The sequence below is a fragment of the Thalassotalea mangrovi genome (assembly GCF_005116735.1).
In the GTDB taxonomy this organism is placed as follows: domain Bacteria; phylum Pseudomonadota; class Gammaproteobacteria; order Enterobacterales; family Alteromonadaceae; genus Thalassotalea_A; species Thalassotalea_A mangrovi.
Map to the genome: position 1 here is coordinate 1 of NZ_SWDB01000021.1, position 21,860 is coordinate 21,860.

At 44.4% G+C, this 21,860-nt stretch carries 16 protein-coding genes; 7 read left to right on the plus strand and 9 right to left on the minus strand.

Going from position 1 to position 21,860, the window contains the following annotated elements; translation table 11 throughout:
* Positions 1-267: 267 nt before the first annotated feature.
* Positions 268-1,017, plus strand: coding sequence for a hypothetical protein (locus tag E8M12_RS08750; RefSeq protein ID WP_136735770.1), 750 nt, complete (start codon positions 268-270; stop codon positions 1,015-1,017).
* A gap of 59 nt (positions 1,018-1,076) precedes the next feature.
* Here the strand turns inward: E8M12_RS08750 and fadA are convergent, their stop codons facing one another.
* The 3 genes from fadA to ppa all read right to left on the minus strand — a co-directional run bounded on the left by fadA (position 1,077) and on the right by ppa (position 5,358).
* Complete coding sequence (fadA, locus tag E8M12_RS08755) at positions 1,077-2,240, minus strand: acetyl-CoA C-acyltransferase FadA (protein ID WP_136735898.1); 1,164 nt, start codon at positions 2,238-2,240, stop codon at positions 1,077-1,079.
* A 16-nt stretch (positions 2,241-2,256) separates the two neighbouring features.
* Positions 2,257-4,425, minus strand: coding sequence for a fatty acid oxidation complex subunit alpha FadB (fadB, locus tag E8M12_RS08760; protein WP_136735771.1), 2,169 nt, complete (start codon positions 4,423-4,425; stop codon positions 2,257-2,259).
* 384 nt (positions 4,426-4,809) lie between these two features.
* On the minus strand, positions 4,810-5,358 hold the full coding sequence (gene ppa / locus E8M12_RS08765; protein WP_136735772.1) for an inorganic diphosphatase: 549 nt from the start codon (positions 5,356-5,358) through the stop codon (positions 4,810-4,812).
* Positions 5,359-5,721: 363 nt separating this feature from the next.
* Between ppa and E8M12_RS08770 the strand changes: the two genes are divergently transcribed.
* The gene (locus E8M12_RS08770) at positions 5,722-7,716 is read left to right on the plus strand and encodes a sodium-translocating pyrophosphatase (protein WP_136735773.1); all 1,995 of its coding nucleotides are present in this window, start codon (positions 5,722-5,724) and stop codon (positions 7,714-7,716) included.
* A 394-nt stretch (positions 7,717-8,110) separates the two neighbouring features.
* On the opposite strand, the gene E8M12_RS08775 is transcribed toward E8M12_RS08770, so the two are convergent.
* The 6 genes from E8M12_RS08775 to E8M12_RS08800 form a co-directional block, all read right to left on the minus strand.
* Positions 8,111-8,851 (minus strand): phosphoadenylyl-sulfate reductase, encoded by a 741-nt coding sequence (locus E8M12_RS08775; RefSeq protein WP_246034083.1) that lies wholly within the window; start codon positions 8,849-8,851, stop codon positions 8,111-8,113.
* A 5-nt stretch (positions 8,852-8,856) separates the two neighbouring features.
* Positions 8,857-10,578 (minus strand): assimilatory sulfite reductase (NADPH) hemoprotein subunit, encoded by a 1,722-nt coding sequence (cysI, locus tag E8M12_RS08780; RefSeq protein WP_136735775.1) that lies wholly within the window; start codon positions 10,576-10,578, stop codon positions 8,857-8,859.
* The gene (locus E8M12_RS08785) at positions 10,578-12,374 is read right to left on the minus strand and encodes an assimilatory sulfite reductase (NADPH) flavoprotein subunit (RefSeq protein ID WP_136735776.1); all 1,797 of its coding nucleotides are present in this window, start codon (positions 12,372-12,374) and stop codon (positions 10,578-10,580) included. Before E8M12_RS08785 ends, cysI begins: the two co-directional genes overlap by 1 nt.
* Positions 12,375-13,571: 1,197 nt before the next feature.
* Positions 13,572-14,171 (minus strand): hypothetical protein, encoded by a 600-nt coding sequence (locus tag E8M12_RS08790; RefSeq protein ID WP_136735777.1) that lies wholly within the window; start codon positions 14,169-14,171, stop codon positions 13,572-13,574.
* Positions 14,172-14,239: 68 nt separating this feature from the next.
* A complete protein-coding gene (locus E8M12_RS08795) occupies positions 14,240-14,722 on the minus strand; it encodes an Imm26 family immunity protein (RefSeq protein ID WP_136735778.1) in 483 nt (160 codons plus the stop codon).
* Positions 14,723-14,867: 145 nt separating this feature from the next.
* A complete protein-coding gene (locus tag E8M12_RS08800; RefSeq protein WP_136735779.1) occupies positions 14,868-17,021 on the minus strand; it encodes an Ig-like domain-containing protein in 2,154 nt (717 codons plus the stop codon).
* Between the two features lie 218 nt (positions 17,022-17,239).
* On the opposite strand from E8M12_RS08800, the gene E8M12_RS08805 reads away from it, so the two are divergent.
* The 5 genes from E8M12_RS08805 (at position 17,240) to efpL (ending at position 21,660) form a co-directional block, all read left to right on the plus strand.
* Positions 17,240-17,665: a hypothetical protein gene (locus tag E8M12_RS08805; protein WP_136735780.1), complete on the plus strand. Its 426-nt coding sequence runs from the start codon at positions 17,240-17,242 to the stop codon at positions 17,663-17,665.
* A gap of 114 nt (positions 17,666-17,779) precedes the next feature.
* Positions 17,780-18,214 (plus strand): Imm32 family immunity protein, encoded by a 435-nt coding sequence (locus tag E8M12_RS08810; protein ID WP_136735781.1) that lies wholly within the window; start codon positions 17,780-17,782, stop codon positions 18,212-18,214.
* A gap of 438 nt (positions 18,215-18,652) precedes the next feature.
* Positions 18,653-19,228, plus strand: coding sequence for a hypothetical protein (locus tag E8M12_RS08815; RefSeq protein WP_136735782.1), 576 nt, complete (start codon positions 18,653-18,655; stop codon positions 19,226-19,228).
* A gap of 8 nt (positions 19,229-19,236) precedes the next feature.
* On the plus strand, positions 19,237-20,844 hold the full coding sequence (locus E8M12_RS08820) for a S8 family serine peptidase (protein WP_136735783.1): 1,608 nt from the start codon (positions 19,237-19,239) through the stop codon (positions 20,842-20,844).
* A gap of 243 nt (positions 20,845-21,087) precedes the next feature.
* Positions 21,088-21,660, plus strand: a complete 573-nt coding sequence (gene efpL / locus E8M12_RS08825) for an elongation factor P-like protein EfpL (RefSeq protein WP_136735784.1) — start codon at positions 21,088-21,090, stop codon at positions 21,658-21,660.
* The last annotated feature ends 200 nt before the right edge of the window (positions 21,661-21,860 follow it).

Sequence of the window (21,860 nt, forward strand, 5' to 3'; positions counted from 1 at the left end):
TTTCAAATCTTGCCGTTTCGGTTTCGATTAACCGCTCACTTTGGAGTGGTTATCTTATCAAAACACTTCGTTGGGTTGCCCCGTGGAAGTGGATGCGCATTTTAGGGATTTTCCGGAAGCCGTCAACTGTTTTTTTGAGAAAACTTCATTTATTTATTCGTATGAACAATAATTAAACAAAAGGGACTTTTTGTTGATTAAATATTGTCCTTGTAGTTAGATAGGAGGGGCAAAGTGTGATGAATTGACCAAAAAGAACATTAAACTATGAAACGCGTATTTTGCTTAGTTTTTATATTATGTAGTAATCTGGCGCTTAATTCTGTTAGTTTCGCTAGTGAAACCGACAAACAAGAGCAGTTACTAAGATCCTTGTTTGAAACCCAGCTTTCAAGCACCAATTCGATAAAGCGAAGTGTCAGCAGCATGCTCAGGCACTACCCGCAACATGAAGAGTTCATTCTCGACTATAGCTTTCAGAAGTATCCTCACAAATATAAACAGATTATTCGCGGTGCCCTGTCCGCTGATCCCCACTCCAGTACCGACGTGGTGTCTATGGCACTGACCTACGATGTTGCTTCATGCTACGATGTTATTGCCACAGCAATAAAAGCCGAACCTGGTTATGCTGGGGATATCGTTAAAACAGCCACTCAGTTACGACCGAATGAACTGGATCAGATCGTGCGCGTCGCCATAAACACTAACCCGGTTATGGCCGAAAACATTATTAACAGTGCAGCTGATCAAAATCCGGATGCGTTTGATTTAATCATGACCATGGCATTTGAAGAGTTGCCAGGCATGTTTATGTCCCTCCTCAATAATGCTTTTTCCAATTTTCCGGAAAACTCGGAAGAGGTAGTGGAAATCGCCGTGTCAGCAACCGATAAAGTTGATCCGCGGGTGGTTGTTGATAAGGCTGTACAAGCAGGACTTAGTCAGGAAGCCGCAGTCAAAGCTGCGATTGCAGGTGGCGCTAAACAGGATAACCTGGTTAAAAATAACCAGTGATAAGTAATAAAATACAAAGGCCAGCAAATCGCTGGCCTTTTTTGTCTTAGTCGTTGCTATCAGACTCTTTCAAATACAGTCGCAATGCCCTGGCCAAGACCTATACACATGGTTGCAAGGCCAATATTCACATCTTTTGCTTCCATAAGATTAATCAAGGTACCTGAGATTCGGGAACCAGAACAACCTAAAGGATGACCTAACGCAATGGCACCACCGTTTAGGTTTATCTTGTCATCGAGTTGATCCAACATACCCAGAGACTTAATACAGGATAGCGCCTGCGCCGAAAACGCTTCATTGAATTCGGCTAATTCAATATCGGCAATACTCAAGCCAGCTCGCTTAAGCGCTTTTTTGGTCGCAGGAACCGGACCGAAGCCCATGGTCGCCGGATCACAACCTGCCACACCCATACCACGGATTTTTACGCGCGGTGTTAACCCTAACTGTTTGGCTTTTTCAGCTGACATGACCAACATTGCACTAGCTCCGTCAGAAATGGCCGAAGAGCTACCTGCCGTTACCGTGCCATTTACCGGATCGAATACCGGACGCAATGCAGACAAACCTTCAGCCGTACAATCCGGGCGCACTACTTCATCGTAATCCACCATGGTTAACGCGCCCTGTTGATCATGACCGGCAATCGGTACGATTTCATTGGCCCAGCGCCCTTCCAGGTGTGCCGCGTATGCTCTTTGGTGAGAACGCGCAGCAAACGCATCCTGCATTTCACGGCTAATGCCGTGTTGACGACCCAGTAATTCCGCAGTTAACCCCATGTTACCGGCGGCTTTTGCCATATATTTGGCCATTGCCGGAGCAAAATCGATATCGTACATCATGGGTACATGCCCCATGTGCTCGACACCGCCAATTAGGTAAACATCACCTATTCCCGCCATGATACTGGTCGACGCATCATGCAATGCCTGCATTGATGAACCACACAGGCGATTGACGGTAACCGCTGCGACATCTTTGGGAATGCCAGCCATCAGGGCAGCATTGCGGGCAATATTAAAACCCTGCTCTTTGGTTTGCTTTACGCAGCCCCAGATTACGTCTTCGATATCCGCAGGATCCAGTGCAGGGTTACGGATAAGCAGAGCACGCATTAATTGCGCTGATAATTCTTCAGCACGGACGTTTCTGAATACGCCGCCCTTAGAGCGACCCATAGGTGAACGTACGCAATCGACTATTACTACTTCATTCATCATAATTTGTGCTCCCTTAACCTTTTTTCACATCAGAAGAAAAATATGACTTACCTGATGCGGCCATTTCGCGTAATCCTTCTGTGACCTGATAGTATTCACCCAGATGCGCATACTTATCAGCCATTTCGATAAACTCTTGCAAACCAATCGTTTCCAGATAGCGGATAGGTCCGCCTCTGAATGGAGGGAATCCAAGGCCATAAATCAGTCCCATGTCTGCTTCTGCAGCGCTCGCAACAATGCCCTCTTCCAGACAGCGGATGGTTTCATTAACCATAGGGATCATTAATCGAGCGATAATTTCGTCATTGCTAAACTCAGCACCTTGCTTAGCGACAGCAGCCAAAATGGCAAGGCTATCCTGACTTAATACTTTTTGCGGGCGACCGCGTTTGTCCTTTGAGTACTCATAAAAACCAACGCCATTTTTCTGGCCATAGCGACTATCATTGACAAGCAAAGAGATCGGATCGTTATCAATTTGCGCCATGCGGGTCGGGAAGCCGTCTGCCATGACTGATGTACAGTGGTTAGCAGTATCCAAACCTACCACGTCGAGAAGGTAAGCCGGTCCCATTGGCCATCCGAATTCTTTCTCCATGACTTTGTCAACGGTGGCAATATCGGCACCATCTAATAACAGTTGGCTGAAGCCGGCCAGATAAGGGAACAATACACGGTTAATGTAAAAACCCGGGCAATCGTTTACGACAATTGGCGATTTCCCCATACTCGCAGCATAGGCAACAACCGCTGCAATGGTTTCTTCGCTGGTATCTTTACCACGAATTACTTCAACCAACGGCATTTTATGAACCGGATTAAAGAAATGCATACCACAGAAACGTTCCGGCTTATTCAGGCTTTTAGCCAGTAAATCGATGGAAATGGTGGATGTATTGGAAGCAATGATGGCTTTATCAGAGACAAAGCTTTCTACTTCTTTTAACACTGACGCTTTGACTTCCGGATTCTCGACAACCGCTTCAACCACAATGTCTGAGCCTTTAATACTGTCGTAGTTAAGGCTTGGGGTAATATTATTTAAAACCGATGCCATCTTCTTGGCATTCAGGCGGCCTCGTTCGACCTGCTTATTAAGAATATCAGCGGCGGTGCTTAGCCCTAAATCCAGAGCCTTGTTATTGATATCCTTCATCACAATCGGCGTACCTTTATATGCCGATTGGTAAGCAATACCACCGCCCATAATACCGGCCCCCAAAACAGCAGCGCGTGCCACTTTTTTGTCAACGGATTTAGCCGCTTTTTTGGCTTTACCTTTAACCACCTGATCAGACAAAAACAGTCCAACCTGAGCAGCTGCAGCATCGGTTTTGGCCAACATACCGAATGCCTGATTCTCCATTAGCATGGCTTCGGTGCGATTTAACAAGACCGATTTTTCCAGCAACTTAACCATCGCCATTGGTGCTGGATAATGTTTACCCGCTTTGGCTGCAACCATACCTTTGGCGGTATTGAAGCTCATGATGTGCTCAATTTCAGAAAGCTGAACCGGCTCAAGTTTTTCCTGGCGTTTCGCCTGCCAGTCAAGCTTGCCATCAATCGCCTGTTGTAGCATTTTGATTGCCGACTCACGCAGGTTTTCCGGTGCAACTACTGCATCGATGGCATGGAAAGCTAATGCCTCATCAGCCTTATAAGGCTTGCCAGTGGTCATCCACTCCAGCGCGTTATCAACACCAATAATACGCGGTAAACGTACGGTGCCACCGAATCCTGGCATCAACCCCAGTTTAACTTCAGGCAAACCAATTCTTGCCGTGGTATCTGCGACACGGTAATCACACACCAAAGCGGTTTCACAACCACCGCCAAGGGCAAAACCGGTAATCGCGGCAACGGTCGGTACAGGAAGATCTTCGAACATGTCGAAGATGTCACTGCTGCTTTTAAAGACGCCGGCAATTTTTTCATCCGGAGTTTTGAACATTTCGGTGAATTCAGTGATATCAGCGCCCGCGATAAAGGCTGATTTTGCCGAAGTGACGATCACGCCTTTGGCGGCATCGCATGCAGCGATCGCTTCAATAGCGTTTTTGTATTCCTGTAAAGTCGCCAGATTAAGGACGTTTACTGATCCTTTGGCATTGAATTGCAACTCAACGATACCATCGTCAAGCAACTGGGCAGTTAGGCTATCGCCTTGATATAACATGCCGGAACTCCTTCTTTGATCATGAGGATTGTCTTGTTGTAACGAGAAAGCTTTACCAAGTCCAAACCCCTAAGGCAGCAATACCCCAGGTTTGGCACCTTGCCTGAACCTTGCTGATTGCTCAGCGAGTAACCTTTCGCTCAGACGGATTGGTTTTTATTTTAGTCGTCTGAGTTTGCCTTGTCCTGCAGAGCAAAGCAAGTTTTTTAAAACACTCGTTTAAATTTGCCGTTTAAGGGAAAAATCACATTAAATTTTATTAAATTGGTAGCGATACGTGGGGAATAAACAAGAAATGGAAATAAACATGAAAGTTAGCGTTCCGTTATTCCAGAAACGATAAAAGCACCCGAAGGTGCTTTTATTGAATCCGCTATCGTTCGTTTAGAAAGCTGGCTTTTCGTCTGCTTCTTCGTAACGTTTAACGCTGGATAAAATCTCATCTTTGGCTGCTTTTGCGTCAGCCCAACCTTCGATTTTCACCCATTTGTTTGGCTCAAGATCTTTGTAACGCTCAAAGAAGTGAGCGATTTGGTTAAGTAACAACTCTGGCATTTCAGTCGCTTCGTTGATACCGCGGTAAATAGTAGATAACTTGTCAACTGGTACCGCTAATACTTTTGCATCTTCACCAGACTCATCGGTCATATTCAAAACACCGATAGGGCGACAACGAATAACTGCACCAGGCATCAGTGGAAATGGTGTAGGAACCAAAACGTCAACTGGATCACCATCTAATGACAAAGTATGAGGAACATAACCATAGTTGGTTGGGTAGTGCATGCACGTTGACATAAAACGGTCTACGAAAATAGCACCAGAATCTTTATCAACTTCATACTTCACCGGATCTGCGTGAGCCGGGATCTCGATGATTACATTAATTTCATCAGGTAAGTTTTTACCTGCAGGTACTTTGTTAAGGCTCATGGCTCTTCCTACTATTCAGGCTGAATTTTAAAAGGGCATTATTATACCCGGATAAAAATTAAATTCGAGATATTCGCTGTGAAAATAAACAACATTTTCACAAGTTCCCACCAGTTTTCCTAAAGAAAACCTAAGATTAACTACACTTTTTTCAAAACTAGGAGTAATGTAAGAACACAAAGGTAGTTAAAACCGGGGTCAGCAGTCTCAGTATTATCGATGAATTTCGAAATACAACCAAGGTTCGCTGTTTACTATCGGGGTTCCACCGACTGTCCATGTTGTCTTATCGGTAACTCTTAAGAGATCAACTATAAGAACACGTTTCGCAAAACCTGTGATAACAAGAACAATGGGGATTCTATGGATAATCTACTTTATCTACCACCTGTCCTGGGCCTGGTCGGCCTGATATTCGCTTTTATTCTCTACAGTATTATTAAATCCTACAGTGCGGGTAATGCCACGCTGGAGAAAATTGCCGAACAAATACATCTCGGTGCCATGGTATTTATGCATCGCGAATATAAGATGCTCGCCCTTTTCTCGCTGGTGCTAATTATTCTTCTTTATATATTCGTCAGCCCTAATACAGCCCTGGCATTCTTTGTTGGTGCAGTGTCTTCCGCGTTGGCGGGCTATATAGGAATGTTTACCGCGACCAAAGCCAATGTAAGAACCACTAATGCAGCCCATGAAAAAGGGGCAGGCCCTGCCCTCACTGTCGCTTTCTTTGGTGGATCGGTGATGGGATTATGTGTCGCTTCGCTCGGCCTTATTGGTCTTGGTACTTTGTACTGGTACTTTGGTGGCGATCCAACGACCACCCATTACATCCACGGATTTGGTATGGGCGCTTCTTCGGTCGCACTATTTTCTCGTGTTGGTGGTGGTATTTATACAAAAAGTGCCGACGTTGGTGCCGACCTGGTGGGTAAAATAGAAGCAGGAATACCGGAAGATGATCCGCGTAATCCTGGGGTTATCGCCGATAACGTTGGTGATAACGTCGGCGATGTTGCTGGCATGGGATCCGATATTTTTGAATCATACTGTGGTTCGATGATCGCATCCATTGCCATCGCTTCTACCATGGCGGTAGATATGTTGGGCGATCGTAGCGCCTTGATGGCGTTACCTTTAATGTTGGCCTCACTCGGCCTGGTCTGTTCAATATTAGGCATATTGATCGTCAAAACCATGTCCGGTAATAAAGCCGAACTGGCGCTTCGCGCCGGTACCATATCTTCGGCGGTAATATTTATTGCCTCATCTTATTTTCTGGTGCAGTGGATGGGCGTTAACTCGGCTATCTGGGGTGCGGTGTTGGTGGGAGCGATTGGTGGCATCATTATTGGCCTGGTTACCGAATTTTATACATCCGCCGCGCCGGTTCGAAAAATTGCCCGGGCTGGTGAAACGGGCCCGGCAACAGTGATGATTACCGGGCTTTCAGTAGGGATGGAATCAGTTGTGGTTCCAATTCTCACCATCTGTGCGATCATTTTCACGTCCACTTATCTCGCTGGATTGTACGGCGTAGGTATTGCAGCCGTTGGTATGCTGGCAACCGTCGGTATCACCATGGCAATCGACGCATACGGACCGGTCGCCGATAATGCCGGTGGTATCGCTGAAATGGCGGGGCTCGGTGAAGAAACCCGTAATATCACCGACTCATTGGACGAATTAGGTAATACTACTGCCGCTATCGGTAAAGGGTTTGCCATTGGTGCAGCTGCATTGGCGGCGTTAGCGATTATTGCCGCTTATGTAGAAACCATGGGACATAAAATAGACAATTTCAGCCTGCATCTGGGTGACCCACAGGTATTAATCGGATTGTTTATTGGTGGTATGGTGCCATTCTTTATTGCCTCTATCACCATGACCGCTGTCGGTGATGCCGCTTTTGCAATGATCCATGAAATCCGCCGACAATTCAGAGAAATTGATGGATTGCTCGAAGGTAAGGCCGAACCTGATACCGCAAGGTGCGTAGATATAGCCACCACTGCAGCATTAAAGAAAATGATCTTTCCCGGAGTGGTAGCGGTCTCAGTGCCTGTCATTGTCGGTTTTGGAATAAGCCCGCAAGCCTTAGGTGGAACCTTAGGTGGCGCACTGCTTGGCTGTGTGTTAATGGCGCTGATGATGGCTAACGCTGGTGGTGCCTGGGATAATGCGAAAAAATACGTTGAGAAAGGCAATTTAGGCGGTAAGGGTTCTGAAACTCATGCCGCAACGGTAGTTGGTGACACCGTCGGTGATCCGTTCAAGGACACATCCGGTCCATCAATGAATATCTTAATCAATGTAATGGCAATTGTTTCCCTGGTAATTGCGCCTGTGTTATAGCAATACCTCATGAACATATGTAAAAAAGGGAGCATGAATGCTCCCTTTTTATTTCCCGTTAATTTTTCAAGAATAACAAACGGCATATCAGCAAAATCATTAACAATAGCTATAAACGGCCTGCCAACTGCGACAAGCAATAGCATATATCGCTTCCAACTCGTTTTTGTTGCCAATTTAGGATTTCCTTTCGCTGTAAGGAAAGATTCAAGGGGTTTCACTTGAGTCGACAGCCCAGTTCCAGACGCTGTCGACATACCTATGTCCATATAGGCAACTCGAAACAGCGTGTACTCGGAGCTGATGACATCAGCGTTCTCGAAGTGGCGAATTTAGCCACGTGCTCGGAGTATCGTTCACGATACGTTCTTTATAACGGGGGCTTCAGCCCCCGTTATATTCCATCCCCATCAATATGTAAGCCACATTCACGTTGCATGCCATTAAAGCGAGTATCCTGCTCTTCCATTTGTGCCGATAATGGCAAACTCGAATGTTTATCACCAACCGATACATAACCTTGTTCCCACAAGGGGTGATACGGCAGGTTATTAGCCGCCAGGTATTCATGTACCTGCTTATTGTTCCAGTCAATGATTGGGTGCACTTTAAATCGACCACGAATGACCTGTAATACCGACAGGCTTTTACGGTGATCAGTCTGACTGCGACGGACACCTGAAAACCAGGTATTCACATTTAACTGCTCAAGGCCACGCTCCAACGGTTCAACTTTGTTGCGCAGATTGTATTCTTTAAGGGCTTTTTCATCCTGCTGCCATTGTTCACCATAACGGGCCCGTTGCCAGGCCGGAGAAATATCGGCACGTACCACATGCAGATTCAGGTTGAAGCGCTCGGTTAACTCATCGATAAAACGATAGGTTTCTTCAAATAGATAACCGGTATCCGTCAATATCACCGGAATATCCGGCTGGATTTGTGTCATCATGTGCAGCATGACCGCAGACTGAATACCAAAACTGGACGTGAGCGCAAACTGTGCAGGCAAATGCTCCAATGCCCACTCTACCCGTTCAACGGCAGATTTTTGCTCCAGTTGCTGATTCCACTGCAAAAGCAGAGTTTCTGGCAGTGACGCTGGAAAGCGATTATTTACCGCGAGATTTGTCATAATCATTACCCATAAAAATCAGTCGCACTGACTTTTACTTCTTTTACGATCCCTGCACGAATTACGAAGTCACCAAAGGCCTCATTGGCATTTCGACTGGCGACCCACTTAGCAATTAGCTCATCAAGATGACCTAAAATTTCGGTAGAGCTGATATTGTCCTTGTAGAGCTTAGGGACACGAGTACCAGCAACATTGCCGCCTAAATATAGGTTGTACTTATCCGGTCCTCGGCCTACCAGGCCAATCTCCGCCAGCATGGCGCGACCACAACCGTTCGGACAACCTGTAACGCGGAAAATAATGTGCTCATCAACAATGCCATGTTTGGCCAGCAAGCCTTCAATCTGTGTCACGTAACCAGGAAGAAAACGTTCAGCTTCTGCCATCGCTAGTGGACAGGTTGGAAACGCCACACAGGCCATGGAATTTTTCCGCTGGTTACTCACCGTTGCATCCATCAGGCCATGAGATACAGCGATTTCTTCAATACGTGCTTTATCCGCCGCATCGACGCCAGCAACAATCAGGTTCTGGTTAGCCGTCATGCGAAAATCACCCTGGTGAATTTCGGCAATTTTGCGAACCCCCGTTTTTAGCGGCGCCACATCAGTATCTTTAATACGACCATTTTCGATGAATAAGGTTAAATGATGCTTGTTATCAATACCTTCAACCCAGCCAATACGATCGCCGCGTTCAGTAAACTCATAAGGTTTTGATGCTTCGAATTTAATACCGGCGCGGTTTTCCACCTCTTGTTTAAACCGATCACTACCTACACGATCCAGGGTGTATTTAGTTTTCGCATTTTTACGATTGACTCGATTACCCCAGTCACGCTGGGTAGTTACTACAGCCGCAGCCACATCCAGGGTTTTCTCCAATGGGATAAAGCCAAAGTCATCGGCGCGACGTGGATAGGTCGACTCATCACCGAAGGTCATCGCTAGGCCGCCACCAACCAGGACATTAAAACCAATCAGTTTGTCACCATCGCCAATCGCGACAAAGTTTAAATCATTGGCATGTACATCCACATCATTCTGCGGCGGGATAACTACCGTAGTTTTAAACTTACGAGGCAGATAGGTCTTACCTAAAATTGGCTCGACATTATCACCTGTTTGTTCAACTTTTTCGCCATCCAACCAGATTTCTGCATAGGCTTTGGTTTTAGGCAGTAAGTGCTCACTGATTTTAATTGCCCACTCGTACGCTTCCTGATGCAGCTTTGATTCAACCGGATTTGAGGTACAAAGCACGTTGCGGTTTACATCGCCAGCAGTGGCAATCGAATCAATACCAATCTTATTAAGCGTCTGGTGCATTAATTTAATTTTCGGTTTTAACACCCCGTGGAACTGGAAAGTCTGCCGGGTGGTTAAGCGAATGCTGCCATAGCTGGTGTGATCATCGGCAAAGGTATCGATGGCTAACCATTGCTCCGGCGTAATCACCCCGCCTGGCATACGGGCGCGCAGCATCACATTATGTAACGGCTCGAGTTTTTGCTTAGCGCGCTCAGCACGGATATCACGATCATCCTGCTGGTACATACCGTGGAAACGAATTAACTGAAAATTATCAGCGGTAAAGCCGCCGGTGATCTCATCGTTAAAATCGTCGGCAATAGTGCCGCGCAGGTATTGACTCTCGCCCTTAATGCGCTCGTTTTCCGCTAAAGTGCCCTGAACAATAACGTCTTCTGGAATATTGCCTTTCATTAATAAACGTCCTTTTGATAGCGCTTTTCAATTCGCATTTGCTTCAAATAGTCTTCTGCCTGCTCTTGGCTCTTACCACCCTGCTCAGCAATAATGTCTACCAGTGCCTGATGTACGTCTTTGGCCATCCGTGACATATCACCACAAATATATAAATGAGCGCCCTGCTCCAGCCACTGATACACTGCTGCAGCGTTTTGCTTGAGCTTATGCTGGACATATACTTTCTGTTGCTGGTCACGAGAAAACGCCACATCTAAACGAGTTAATTCACCCGATTTCAGATACGCCTGCCATTCGGTTTGATACAGGAAATCCTGAGTAAAAGTCTGATCGCCAAAGAACAACCAGTTTTTGCCGTCCGCGCCACGCGCGCTGCGTTCCTGGACAAACGCCCTGAATGGCGCAACACCGGTACCCGGACCTATCATAATGACATCGGTAGAATCATTGTCAGGAAGACGGAAATTGTTGTTATGTTCGATAAACACATCGATTTCAGCGTCTGCCTCTAACTGTTCAATCAGGTAAGAAGATGCTGTTCCTGCACGCAAATCGCCATCGATTTCAAACTGCATTAAGCCCACGGTTAAATGTACTTCTTCATCGACTTCCTGCTGTGAAGATGCGATGGAATACAGGCGCGGTGTTAAAGCTGGTAGTAAGTCAACTAACACCTGCGCCGATACGCTGCCAGGGTATTGTTTAACAATGTCGATGAATTGTTTTTGATTGATAAGGGCACGGGTTTGCTCAGCATCGGCTAGCAATTCAGCCAGCTCTTCACTATCAGACAACTGTTGCCAGTGAATTAGCGTCGCTTTTGCCAAAGGTCCAATTTCCCGTTTGCTGATCAATGCATCTGCCAGTGAAAGCTCAACGCCATCAATGGCAACAGACTCATCGGCTGCGAGTGATAAAGCTTCGATAATCCTTGTTACTGCCGCATTAGAGTTTTTCGGCCAGATACCCAAGGCATCACCTGGCTGATATTGAATGCCACTGTCGGCTAAATCAATTTCCAGATGCTGTACCACTTTATTGGAATCACGACCGGTGATTTTCTGGTTCTCTAAAATAACCGCCGTGAAAGGGTTTTCTTTGCTATAAACAGAAGTCGCTGCCTCATTGCCTGCAACAGGAAGTTGTACAACCTGAGCGGTGTTCGCGGCAAAAAGTGCTTTCACTTTCTCCAGCTGTGTATTTTGCCAGGCTTCGGCATCGGCCTGATAATCCACATCGCAATCCACTCGCTCGCCCAGACGGTTAGCACCAAGCTTTTCCAGGTACTGATCAAAATCTTTACCGGTCTGGCAATAAAATTCGTAGCTGGAATCACCCAGTGCCAGCACTGAATATTGCAGGCTGTCTAACGTAGGAGCACGTTTTGACGATAAAAATTCATGCAATGCCATGGCATCATCAGGTGGCTCGCCCTCACCATTGGTACTGGTAACGATCAACAGATGAGTTTCATTCTTGATGTTCTTAGGCTTGTATTCGCCCATGTTTACCAACGTGGCGGCGATCCCCATGGATTGAGCTGATTGCAGCACCTTTTCGGCAACGCCTTTGGCGTTACCGGTTTGTGAGCCGTATAAAATAGTAAGGGTCGACTGAGGCTCGGCGGCCACAGCAGGTAGCGCAGCAGCGTCAGCACCTTCACTTTTCGCCGCTAAATAACCACTGGCCCAGGCGAGCTGCAATGGCGAATATTGATGGATAACCTGCTGTAACTGCTTGAGCTGATCGGCGCTCAAGCTGGCAGCGTTATCGTTGTTTGCTTTAACCAACATGCATTGTCCAAAAACGAGACGGATGAATAATGGCTAAAGGATAACCACCCTTAAGTAAAACATAAAAGAATAGATAACCATTTTTTATTCCAAAATGGCATACTTGTATTGACTTGGATTTGGGGTTTGTGTCAAAAACGGTCGATTTCAGGAATATTACATGGTTTTAGGAATTTCTTGCCTAAATTTCCCCCGTAACAACCTCCTCATTGTGAAGAGGTGCGAATCGGGCTTTTTTTAAAAAAGATAGAAGTTTTAAAAAAGATAGAAATTTTTTTAATCAACACAAGGTCTTCCGTGCTTTAAGTAATTAATCCCTCACCAAGCAAATTACTATCTTTCTGAATTTAAAATGGCACAGTAATCGTTTGTCGGTTACTAAATTGAATTAATGCGTGTTAATTTGCACTTAAAACTGAACCACAATTTGGATTGAAATTTGACCCACCCCAGATGAGTTTATATCCTACAAATCAGTCTGTTGGTGTAAGATTGATGGCTGACTTTCTAATGCAATCTTTCGTTAAAACTGGCTCAATTTAGGATGCAAATCAACAACACCTTATCTAACTTAGAGGTGTCTAGGGAACTAGTGGCGATTCAAAGTGGCACGTTCTTTTCGTTTTAAAATATCTAAATTGGTATGCAAAAAGTAACGACAGGATGTTAACTTGCACTTAAATTTGATCCACGATTTGCATTGTAAAGTGATCCTCCTGAATGGTTATTTTTTGGCTTTTGGTCAGATGATTAGTACACATTATCTGGCTCAGACTTGGATGCAACGTTACCGTCTTATCGGATCAATCCTGTGTGCAAATTAACAGTCTTCCGTGCTTTAAGTAATTAATCCCTCACCAAGCAAATTACTATCTTTCTGAATTTAAAATGGCACAGTAATCGTTTGTCGGTTACTAAATTGAATTAATGCGTCTGAGGAAGGATTTCAGAGTGGGCTCGAATGACCGTTTTGTGCCATTAACGGGAGTTGAAACTCCCTGAGCACGTATCGTAAACGATACTCCGAGTACGTGGCAGAAAATGCCACTCCGAGCACGCTGATGTCATCAGCTCCGAGCACACGCTGTTCCGAGCAAAAAGCAAAAGCACTTGTGTCATTCCCTGATACTACAGGGAATCTTGGCCAACCTTGAATGACCGAATTGTGCCATTTTCTGCCGTTCGCAGATTTGTATATCAGGTTTTCCAGCTATCAATCATTTTGATCACTTCATCATTTATGGACGACCAATTTGAAAGGTGACGTTGGTCAAAAAGAATGAAAACTCCTATTTCTCTTTTTGAGTTTAAATATCTCAGTCGACAGATGTAGTTTACGTCTCCATTGCAGTTAATAATCACTTCATCACCTTCTCGACTGCTTGAAATATAAGTAACACCATCATTGTACAAATTATTGTGCGCAACTAAATTTTCTAGCTTAGTACCTTTCGGTTCAATCAATCCATATTTTAATGAATTATTGAACCTTTTCTGTGCATTAAAGTGCGTCCCTTTGCCCTTTCCAGTCCATAAAATGGATAATTGGTTCGGATCATATTTTCCCACGGTTGATTGATTTCGGCCTTTTGTGTAACCAGAAAAGTCAGGTAAAAACAAGCCAACCGCAATTGAGTTACTACGCTCTATTTTTGGTTTGATATCATTATTCGGGAATAAATAGATAGAAGGAATTTGATAGTTATCGTTGCCAACTATGACCTTTACTTGCTCCAAAGCTGCGACCTTTTGACACAAAAATGCCAGAAAAAGTAATCCATAAATCTTAGCTTTCATGCGATTTCCCCTATTTCCGCATATCGCTCACTAAAGACGTTCACATAACTGAAAAACTATGTCATTTATTAATCGTCTACAAGTGGTAAATCAAGTTTCTTGCTTATTAAATCGTCTAAAACCAAGTAGTTGCTCAAGCCCCACGTACCTATATTTTGTTTTGGTTTTGTTAGCTCAATTCCGTTTTCGTCCAAATATTTTTTAAAAGGCACATCATGAAAACACCATTCATCTGCGCAAGAGGAATCAGGCAAATGCATGTTTGCAATTATTGGCATATAGCCTCTGCTGAACCCCAACAGATTAACAAATAATGGTTCGCACATTAGCTTTTTAGAACTTAAATTAACCAGATATTCAGCGTCGCTCGTTATGAAATCATAAACGTATATTTTGATACAGTTGTCGAATCCACCGACAGAGGCTGATAAAGAAATAATTTGCCCAAAAATGAATTTATTCCCAGGGTAAGCTAGACGAAAAACATCACCTACTTTTAATCGTTTGCGATACGGCACCTGCCTGAGCATATTGGTTGTTGGCAATTCCATAGTGCTTTTCTATTTATTAGTCCTTTGTTCGCTGACTGAGAATCATATACGAATTCATGCTCGAACGGCCGTAGTTCGCTCATTTCGGCCCGACGGGGATTAACCGCCAAGCCTTTATTTGAAATATTTCGAGTGCCTCGAATACCTACTCTATCAAGATCCAGTCTTTGCTGAAAAAGTTCTTTTTGGTGGCGGAAATATAGACGCCCCCCACAGCCACCGGTGTCAATAAACCAATCTTGCCTGGCTCATTCGAAACCGTTGCAATACTCGTATCCTCTGAGGCCCATGTCATCAAGTCAGTCACGTCTTCAGTAGTCCCATCAGAATAGTGTGCTATCGCGGTTAACTGGTAATCACCATCAGAAAGCTTAACGTCTGAAAAATTAATTCTTATGTTTGTAAGCATGGGATCTCCGACCGTTATAACAGCCTTTCCTATCAAGTCCGCATATTGGTATGTGATCGTAGCGGTGCCTTTTTGATAGGTTTTAAATTTAACGATAGCAGCCGCACCACCTGAGTATTGGTTAAGAATTTCTGGGTTATCCACCGTCCAGGTAAATCCCTCATTAGGATAAACTATGGATCCATCACTAAATTCAACACCCTTAGCAAATTCAAAAATAACCCCGAGAGGAAACTCTCCCTCTGAATTAGGCTGATTGAACGCTACTGGCACAGCGTCGGTATTTTCAACCGGAATTTCCACTTCCAAATCGCCATACTTAACTGTTAAAGTGCCTCGCATTGGAGCATCGGCGGTGTAGTAGGCTTCACCTTTAAAAACGTATATCTGCCCAAGGGATGGGTCGCTTAATGTATAAACGGCCTGTTCGGTTACATTCCTCGTTGTACCATCAGACAGTTCCCCGAGCACCGTAAAGGTTTGCTGTAAACTATGCGGGACCTTAATTTCATCAACACTCAGCACAAGGCTACGAGGTAAAGCTTCAGTGATATCTACCGAAACGTTATCTGTCAGTCCATAGCTCGAAGCGACAATAGCTGTACTCCCGATACTGTTACCACTGATAACCCCATTTTCATCAACAGTTGCAATCTCATTATTATCAGACCAGAAAACAATCGGCGAAGCTGCAACTTCATTGTTGTCGGTAAAGACCAGAGTACCTGAAATTTGCTCTGAATGGCCTACAGGAATCGATAACGTTTCTTTCGATAATTCTAATCTCAATGGCACAGAGTCATTTATAGTGATGTTTAAGGTATTGGATTGAATATCATTGAATGTTGCATAGATATCACTGGAGCCTTGAATCATTCCAATGATTTCTCCATCTTCAATTCTCAATACGCTTTCGTTGTTTACGTGCCACGTAGGCTTGATATCATGAACGGTCTCGTCGGTATAAATCCCAATAACGTCAATGGGAAACGGATAGCCGACAGGAATAGCCGATGGCGCAGATATAGTTAACGTTGCCAAAACTGCTGGAGTGGCCTCTAACGTGAAACTTAATTCAAATTCACCGTTACGAATGATAATTTCAGCTTCGCCTTCACTAAGGGCTTTAGCCACGCCTTGCTCATCTACCGAAATGACGGTCGGTGAAAGTGATTCATAGGTAAAACCTTCGCCCAAAACGGATTTTTCATTGCTTAAAATGGCGACACCCTGGATTTGTGAACTTGTACCAACCGGAAAGGACGTATGCTCTACCGCATATTGAATACTCACGATTTCAGCTTCACTGATTGAAACTTGCAGTGTTTCGGTAACCTCCCGATAGCTGGCTGTTACCTCCACCACTCCCGGCGATACCGCTACAAATACGTTATCAGAGTTAACGAAACCGATACCGGCATCGGTCGTGTTCCAGGAAGGTATAACTTGTTCAGTTATGTCGTCATAGAAGCTTGCTAAAACCACTAATTGTTCATTCTGCCCTTCTATATAGGTACTTTTCAGGTTTTGAATAGCGATTGCCGTTAAAGCTGAAGTGACTTTTAAGCTGACACTAGCAAATTTGCTTTCATGTGCGGCGGTAATAGTCACATTACCTGGTGCAACAGCGTGAAATGTATTTGATTCATCCACATACGCAATCGAATCATCTGTAGTCGACCAGACAGGTGTTATTGAACCACTGGTATCGTCTTCATAATGCGCTATTACTTTTACGGGGTGTGTTTTAAATTCAAGGTAGGACGTATCTAATCCTTCAATGGTGATACTGGTAACTTTTGCAGGCTTAGCTTTTTCACCACCGCAGCCTACTAATACGGTTGAAACGATTACAATCACCGCGATTATGCGGTACATCAGTCCCTTCATTACAATAATCCATTGATTTTACTTTATAAATCATATTAAACATTAACATCACAAAGTAAATACTTTTCAGTTTCTCCCTAAAACTTCCACTACGTTTGCTTTTATACAATAAACACAGTAGCTTGAGAAAACAGTCAAGGGCCGTTGCGAGCGAACTGCAGTCATTCAACTAGTGACGAAAGGTTCAGCTAAATATCTATTGATACATTGACTATTGAATGAACTACGAAGAGTTTTATTACAGTATTGATTGTAAATTTCCTTACCATGATGAAAGTGAGTGGAAGCGAATCGTCGCACAATCGATAGAAATTGGTGAAGACGCTCCTTTTCTCGTGCTTCATGAAATATGCCGTTTGCCAGCATCAGAAAAACTCGAACATGCCAAGCATATGGAAATGTACAAATATTGGAAGAATTCATTTTTTAGTCCTGTACAAGAAATTGTTGAACCAGCTTCACTTTCGTATATCAACAAGATGGAACTTTCAGACAACGAAGCATTAGCGATTATGGATAAACTTTCTGAATACCCAGAATCCTTTAATGCCCTCCAAGTTGTTTTATTTTCCTGTCCAGACGATGACGAGAATGTTGACAATAAATATCGAGAAACCATTCGGTTATGGAAGTCTGGTGCTTAACAAATTCCCAAAAAACGTATGAAACAGGCGCATGATCCGAAGCAGATAGGTATGGTCTGAACCAGATTGGGATGACTAAAAGAGCGATAATCGAAAGTTCAACCAGAGATAATTATGGATAAGTTATCAGGTAAATTGGCAGAGCTGACAAGCAATGAATGGCGAGAGTTAGGCTTCTTCTACACCATTAATGAAACCCAATCAGAATGGGTTTTAACTGGTAGCAAACTAGGCTTAAAAAATTTTTCTGATTTACTTCATCAATTTTCTCTTAAAGAAGAGTCTCACGGTGATCATTTTCACATCGAACCACACTGGTATTTGACGCTTACAAGTTCTGATGAACCAATGATAGATAAGCGCGGAGTATGGGGACGGCCAAGTGATTTTTCCGCTTTAGCTAAATTAATATCAGACAAATTAGAAATTAGCTCACCAAACGATAGCATAGTTATTAAAAACGAATACGCACCGAAAGCAGAATATTCTTTAGTGATACACGTAAAAAAGCAGGACTTTGATCCTGCAACTCTGGATCCTCAGCTTTAATTGTTAATTTGGACTTAAAACTGATCCACGATTTGCATTCAAAAACGACTCTGTCTAGCCAAAATATTGTGGAATTCATTCAAATAGTTGGTATTCATAATCTGGCTCGCTTTTGAATGCAACTTTGCTGTCTTTTTGGATCAATTCTGTATGCAAATTAACAAATCTTTCGTCTCTAACCGTACCTAAAAAACCTGCCAAAAATGACCAGACGCAAGTAGTCTTCGCCCCAGGTTTGCAGTATTTTAACGGTGAACAAAAATCCTATTCTGGCCTATTCCCCCACACATTAAACTGACTTTTTCATGCTACAAAATGGTACAAAAAACCCGCTCCCACTGTGTAGTTTTTAACTTGGTTTCGTGGTTAATATGAACAGACTATGAAGCCTTTCATAGTTGAAAATAAAAACAAGACAACAAGAGAATAGGATATTCAATGAAGTACATAAAAATACCAGGGGTACTGTTTGTAGCTGCCGCCGCTTCGCTAAGCGGATGCGCAAAACTAGATGGTAAAGTAACGGTTGGGGGAACCCTTAATTCCAAAGGCGGTGCAGGACAGGCGGTATTAACTGCTCATGCCTCACGCTGCGATGATGAAGTAAAAGGCCAGGCAAATTATCAAGATAAAACGGCCATAGACTGGCAGGAAGTCGGCGGCGTAGCATTTAATGCAGAAGTATATGATGCAGGTTTTTGCTCTGACCAGCCAGTGTCTCCGGATGGGATAGAAGACACAACTCAGCATTGTCGACAAGACGTTTGTACCGGCGGTATGTATCAAGTTGATTTCATCTATAAATCTACAAACCCGGCGAAGCCTGGCGAGGGAGCAGGTTTTGTCTGCATGATCGATACTGGCAACGGCGTAAGTTCAGGCTTTGGGGCTACAGGAATCCTTAAAACGATGGCAATTGAGTCCGGCCCATATCAGGGATATACCAATGCCGGCACTATGTCTGGCAACGTTAAGGTAAGTGCCTGCCCTTCTGACAAATCTGAAAATTCCTAGGAGCCGATATGAATTTTACTTCGAAAAAAACACTAATCGCTGCAAGTGTTGCCGCTCTAGTTAGCTTTTCAGCCTCCGCTTCCGATCCAGTGCGCATGGTCTTGGAGGCGAAAGCGAACAAAATGCCAAGCATTAAAACTCAATTAGAAACACTTGGTATTGATATTAATAAAGAACTAACGTCGCTGGATAGCTTTGCGATTACGCTGGATCGCACCCAGCTTGCAAACGTAGCAAACTTAGATGGCATTAACGCTTTCTACCCGGATGTGCCTCGTAAGCTTCTGGCAGAAGGAGGAAGCGAAATAATTCCCTACGGCCTATCTATGGTTCAAGGCGATCAGGTGAGTTATCAAGGTGGAAAAAAGGTTTGTATTATCGACAGTGGCTATTCATTAGGTCACCCAGACCTGCCGGTAAATGGTGTTGATGGTGCAGAAGACGGTGGTGCAGGCCCTTGGCATGAGGATCGGTTTGGTCATGGGACCCATGTTGCGGGAACCATTGCGGCATTAGAAAATAACACAGGAAGTGTAGGAGTTATTTCTGATGAATCCCTTGAAATGCATATCGTCCGTGTTTTCAATAATCGCGGAGATTATGCATATGCCTCAGATATCGCTGGCGCGATAGAAGATTGTCAGCAAGCAGGGTCAAGTATCGTATCAATGAGCTTAGGTGGTCCTTACTCCAGCCCATTGGAAGAAAGAGCAATCAACCGTATGGCTCGTGATGGAATACTAATGGTAGCAGCCGCGGGCAACTCGGGTGATGCGCAACATTCCTATCCGGCTTCATATGACAGTGTCGTTTCTGTGGCCGCGATTGATGACCATAAAAAACATGCGCCCTTCTCACAGCGTACCACGCAGGTAGAGTTAGCGGCTCCTGGTGTTAACGTGTTTTCAACTCTGCCTTCAGGTCAAGGAACCAGGTTCAATCCGACAATGACGGTCACTCAAGACGATCTTATTTTCCAAGGCTTTGGGATGAACTCATACACTAATGAGTTGCCCTCAGGCAGCGTAAGCGGCGAATTGGCTGATTGCGGTATTGGCGCGGAAAGTTGTGGCGATATGACCGGGAAAATCTGCTTAATGGAGCGCGGAGGGTCCAGAGAACCTGAAGTTGAAGGCGGCTGGCCCATTCCAATTACATTTGGCGATAAAGTTGAGCAATGTGCTAAAGATGGCGGTGTAGGTGCTATCATTCGAAATCATTTAGCCGGTCCAGTTCCAGGAACCGTCGATAATATTTCGATTATTGCTGGTACCGTAACTAAACAACAGGGACAAACATTACTGGATAATGTCGGTAAGGAGACAACGATCAATGTCCACCCATATCCGGACCACGGCTTTAAGTCAGGCACATCGATGGCAACACCACATGTATCAGGTGTAGCTGCCGTTGTCTGGAGCCACTTCCCACAATGTTCGGCACAAGGAATTCGTTTGGCATTGCAAGCATCCGCTGAAGATTTAGGTGATGCGGGCTATGACCATAAGTATGGTTGGGGACTAGTTCGAGCTAAAGATGCAATTGATTATATCGAAGCCAACGGCTGTAATGCACATAACGGCAAAATATATGGCGGCGATGGCTCTGCTCGCTAACCCCGCCCGATAGATGCTGCATTTTTAAGGTGCAGCCTCGCAACGAACAAAGCCCTGCTCTCTGTACAGGGCTTTTTTATCTCTGACTTCACAAGCCCGAACTACACAGCGTATATCAGATAAGACTGTGTACAAAACATTCTGTGCCAAAAACAGAATAATCCGTCGCAAGCGCTAGTAACTTGTGAGCAGGCGAGACCTCTGCTATCTTGCGTCTAGTTTAATTAGCAAAGAGCTGAAATTATGCCCAAGGCAAGTGAAATAAAGAAAAATGCAGCTATCGAATATAACGATGGCGTATATATCATCAAGGATATTGAACGTTCGGTTCCCCAGGGACGTGCCGGTGGAAGCTTGTACCGGATGCGCATGTATAATGTGGTCACTGGTCACAAGATTGATGAAACCTTTAAAGACGCAGAAATGCTAAACCTGGCCGATCTGGTTCGTCGTCCGGCAACTTTCTCTTATGTAGATGGTAACGAATATGTGTTTATGGACGATGAAGACTATACACCATATAACATCAACAAAGAGAACATCAGTGATCAGGTACCTTTCATCACCGAAAATACCCAGGGCATTTATGCCATCATTGTTGATGACACCCCGGTAGGTATTGATTTACCTGCCAGTGTTGAACTGGAAGTAACAGAAACAGAACCATCGATTAAAGGTGCGTCGGCAACGTCTCGAAATAAACCGGCTACCTTATCCACTGGTCTGGTAATTCAGGTACCTGAGCATATCTCCACTGGCGATATGATCAAGGTTAATACCGAAGAGCGTAAATTTATGGGTCGTGGTGACAAATAATCAGCTGCGCTTCTGTGCCGATGCCCGTTCCCGGGCATTGGCAAATACTTCCCTTTCCTACTGAAAAACAATTATTAATTTCATTACACGCCGCCAATTTTTTCTATCTGTACTAAGCTTATCTACTTAGTAATCAGGACATTTTCTGAATGGACTCAACAAACGACCATCTGGTTTTTTAATCGTTTCATTGTTCATTT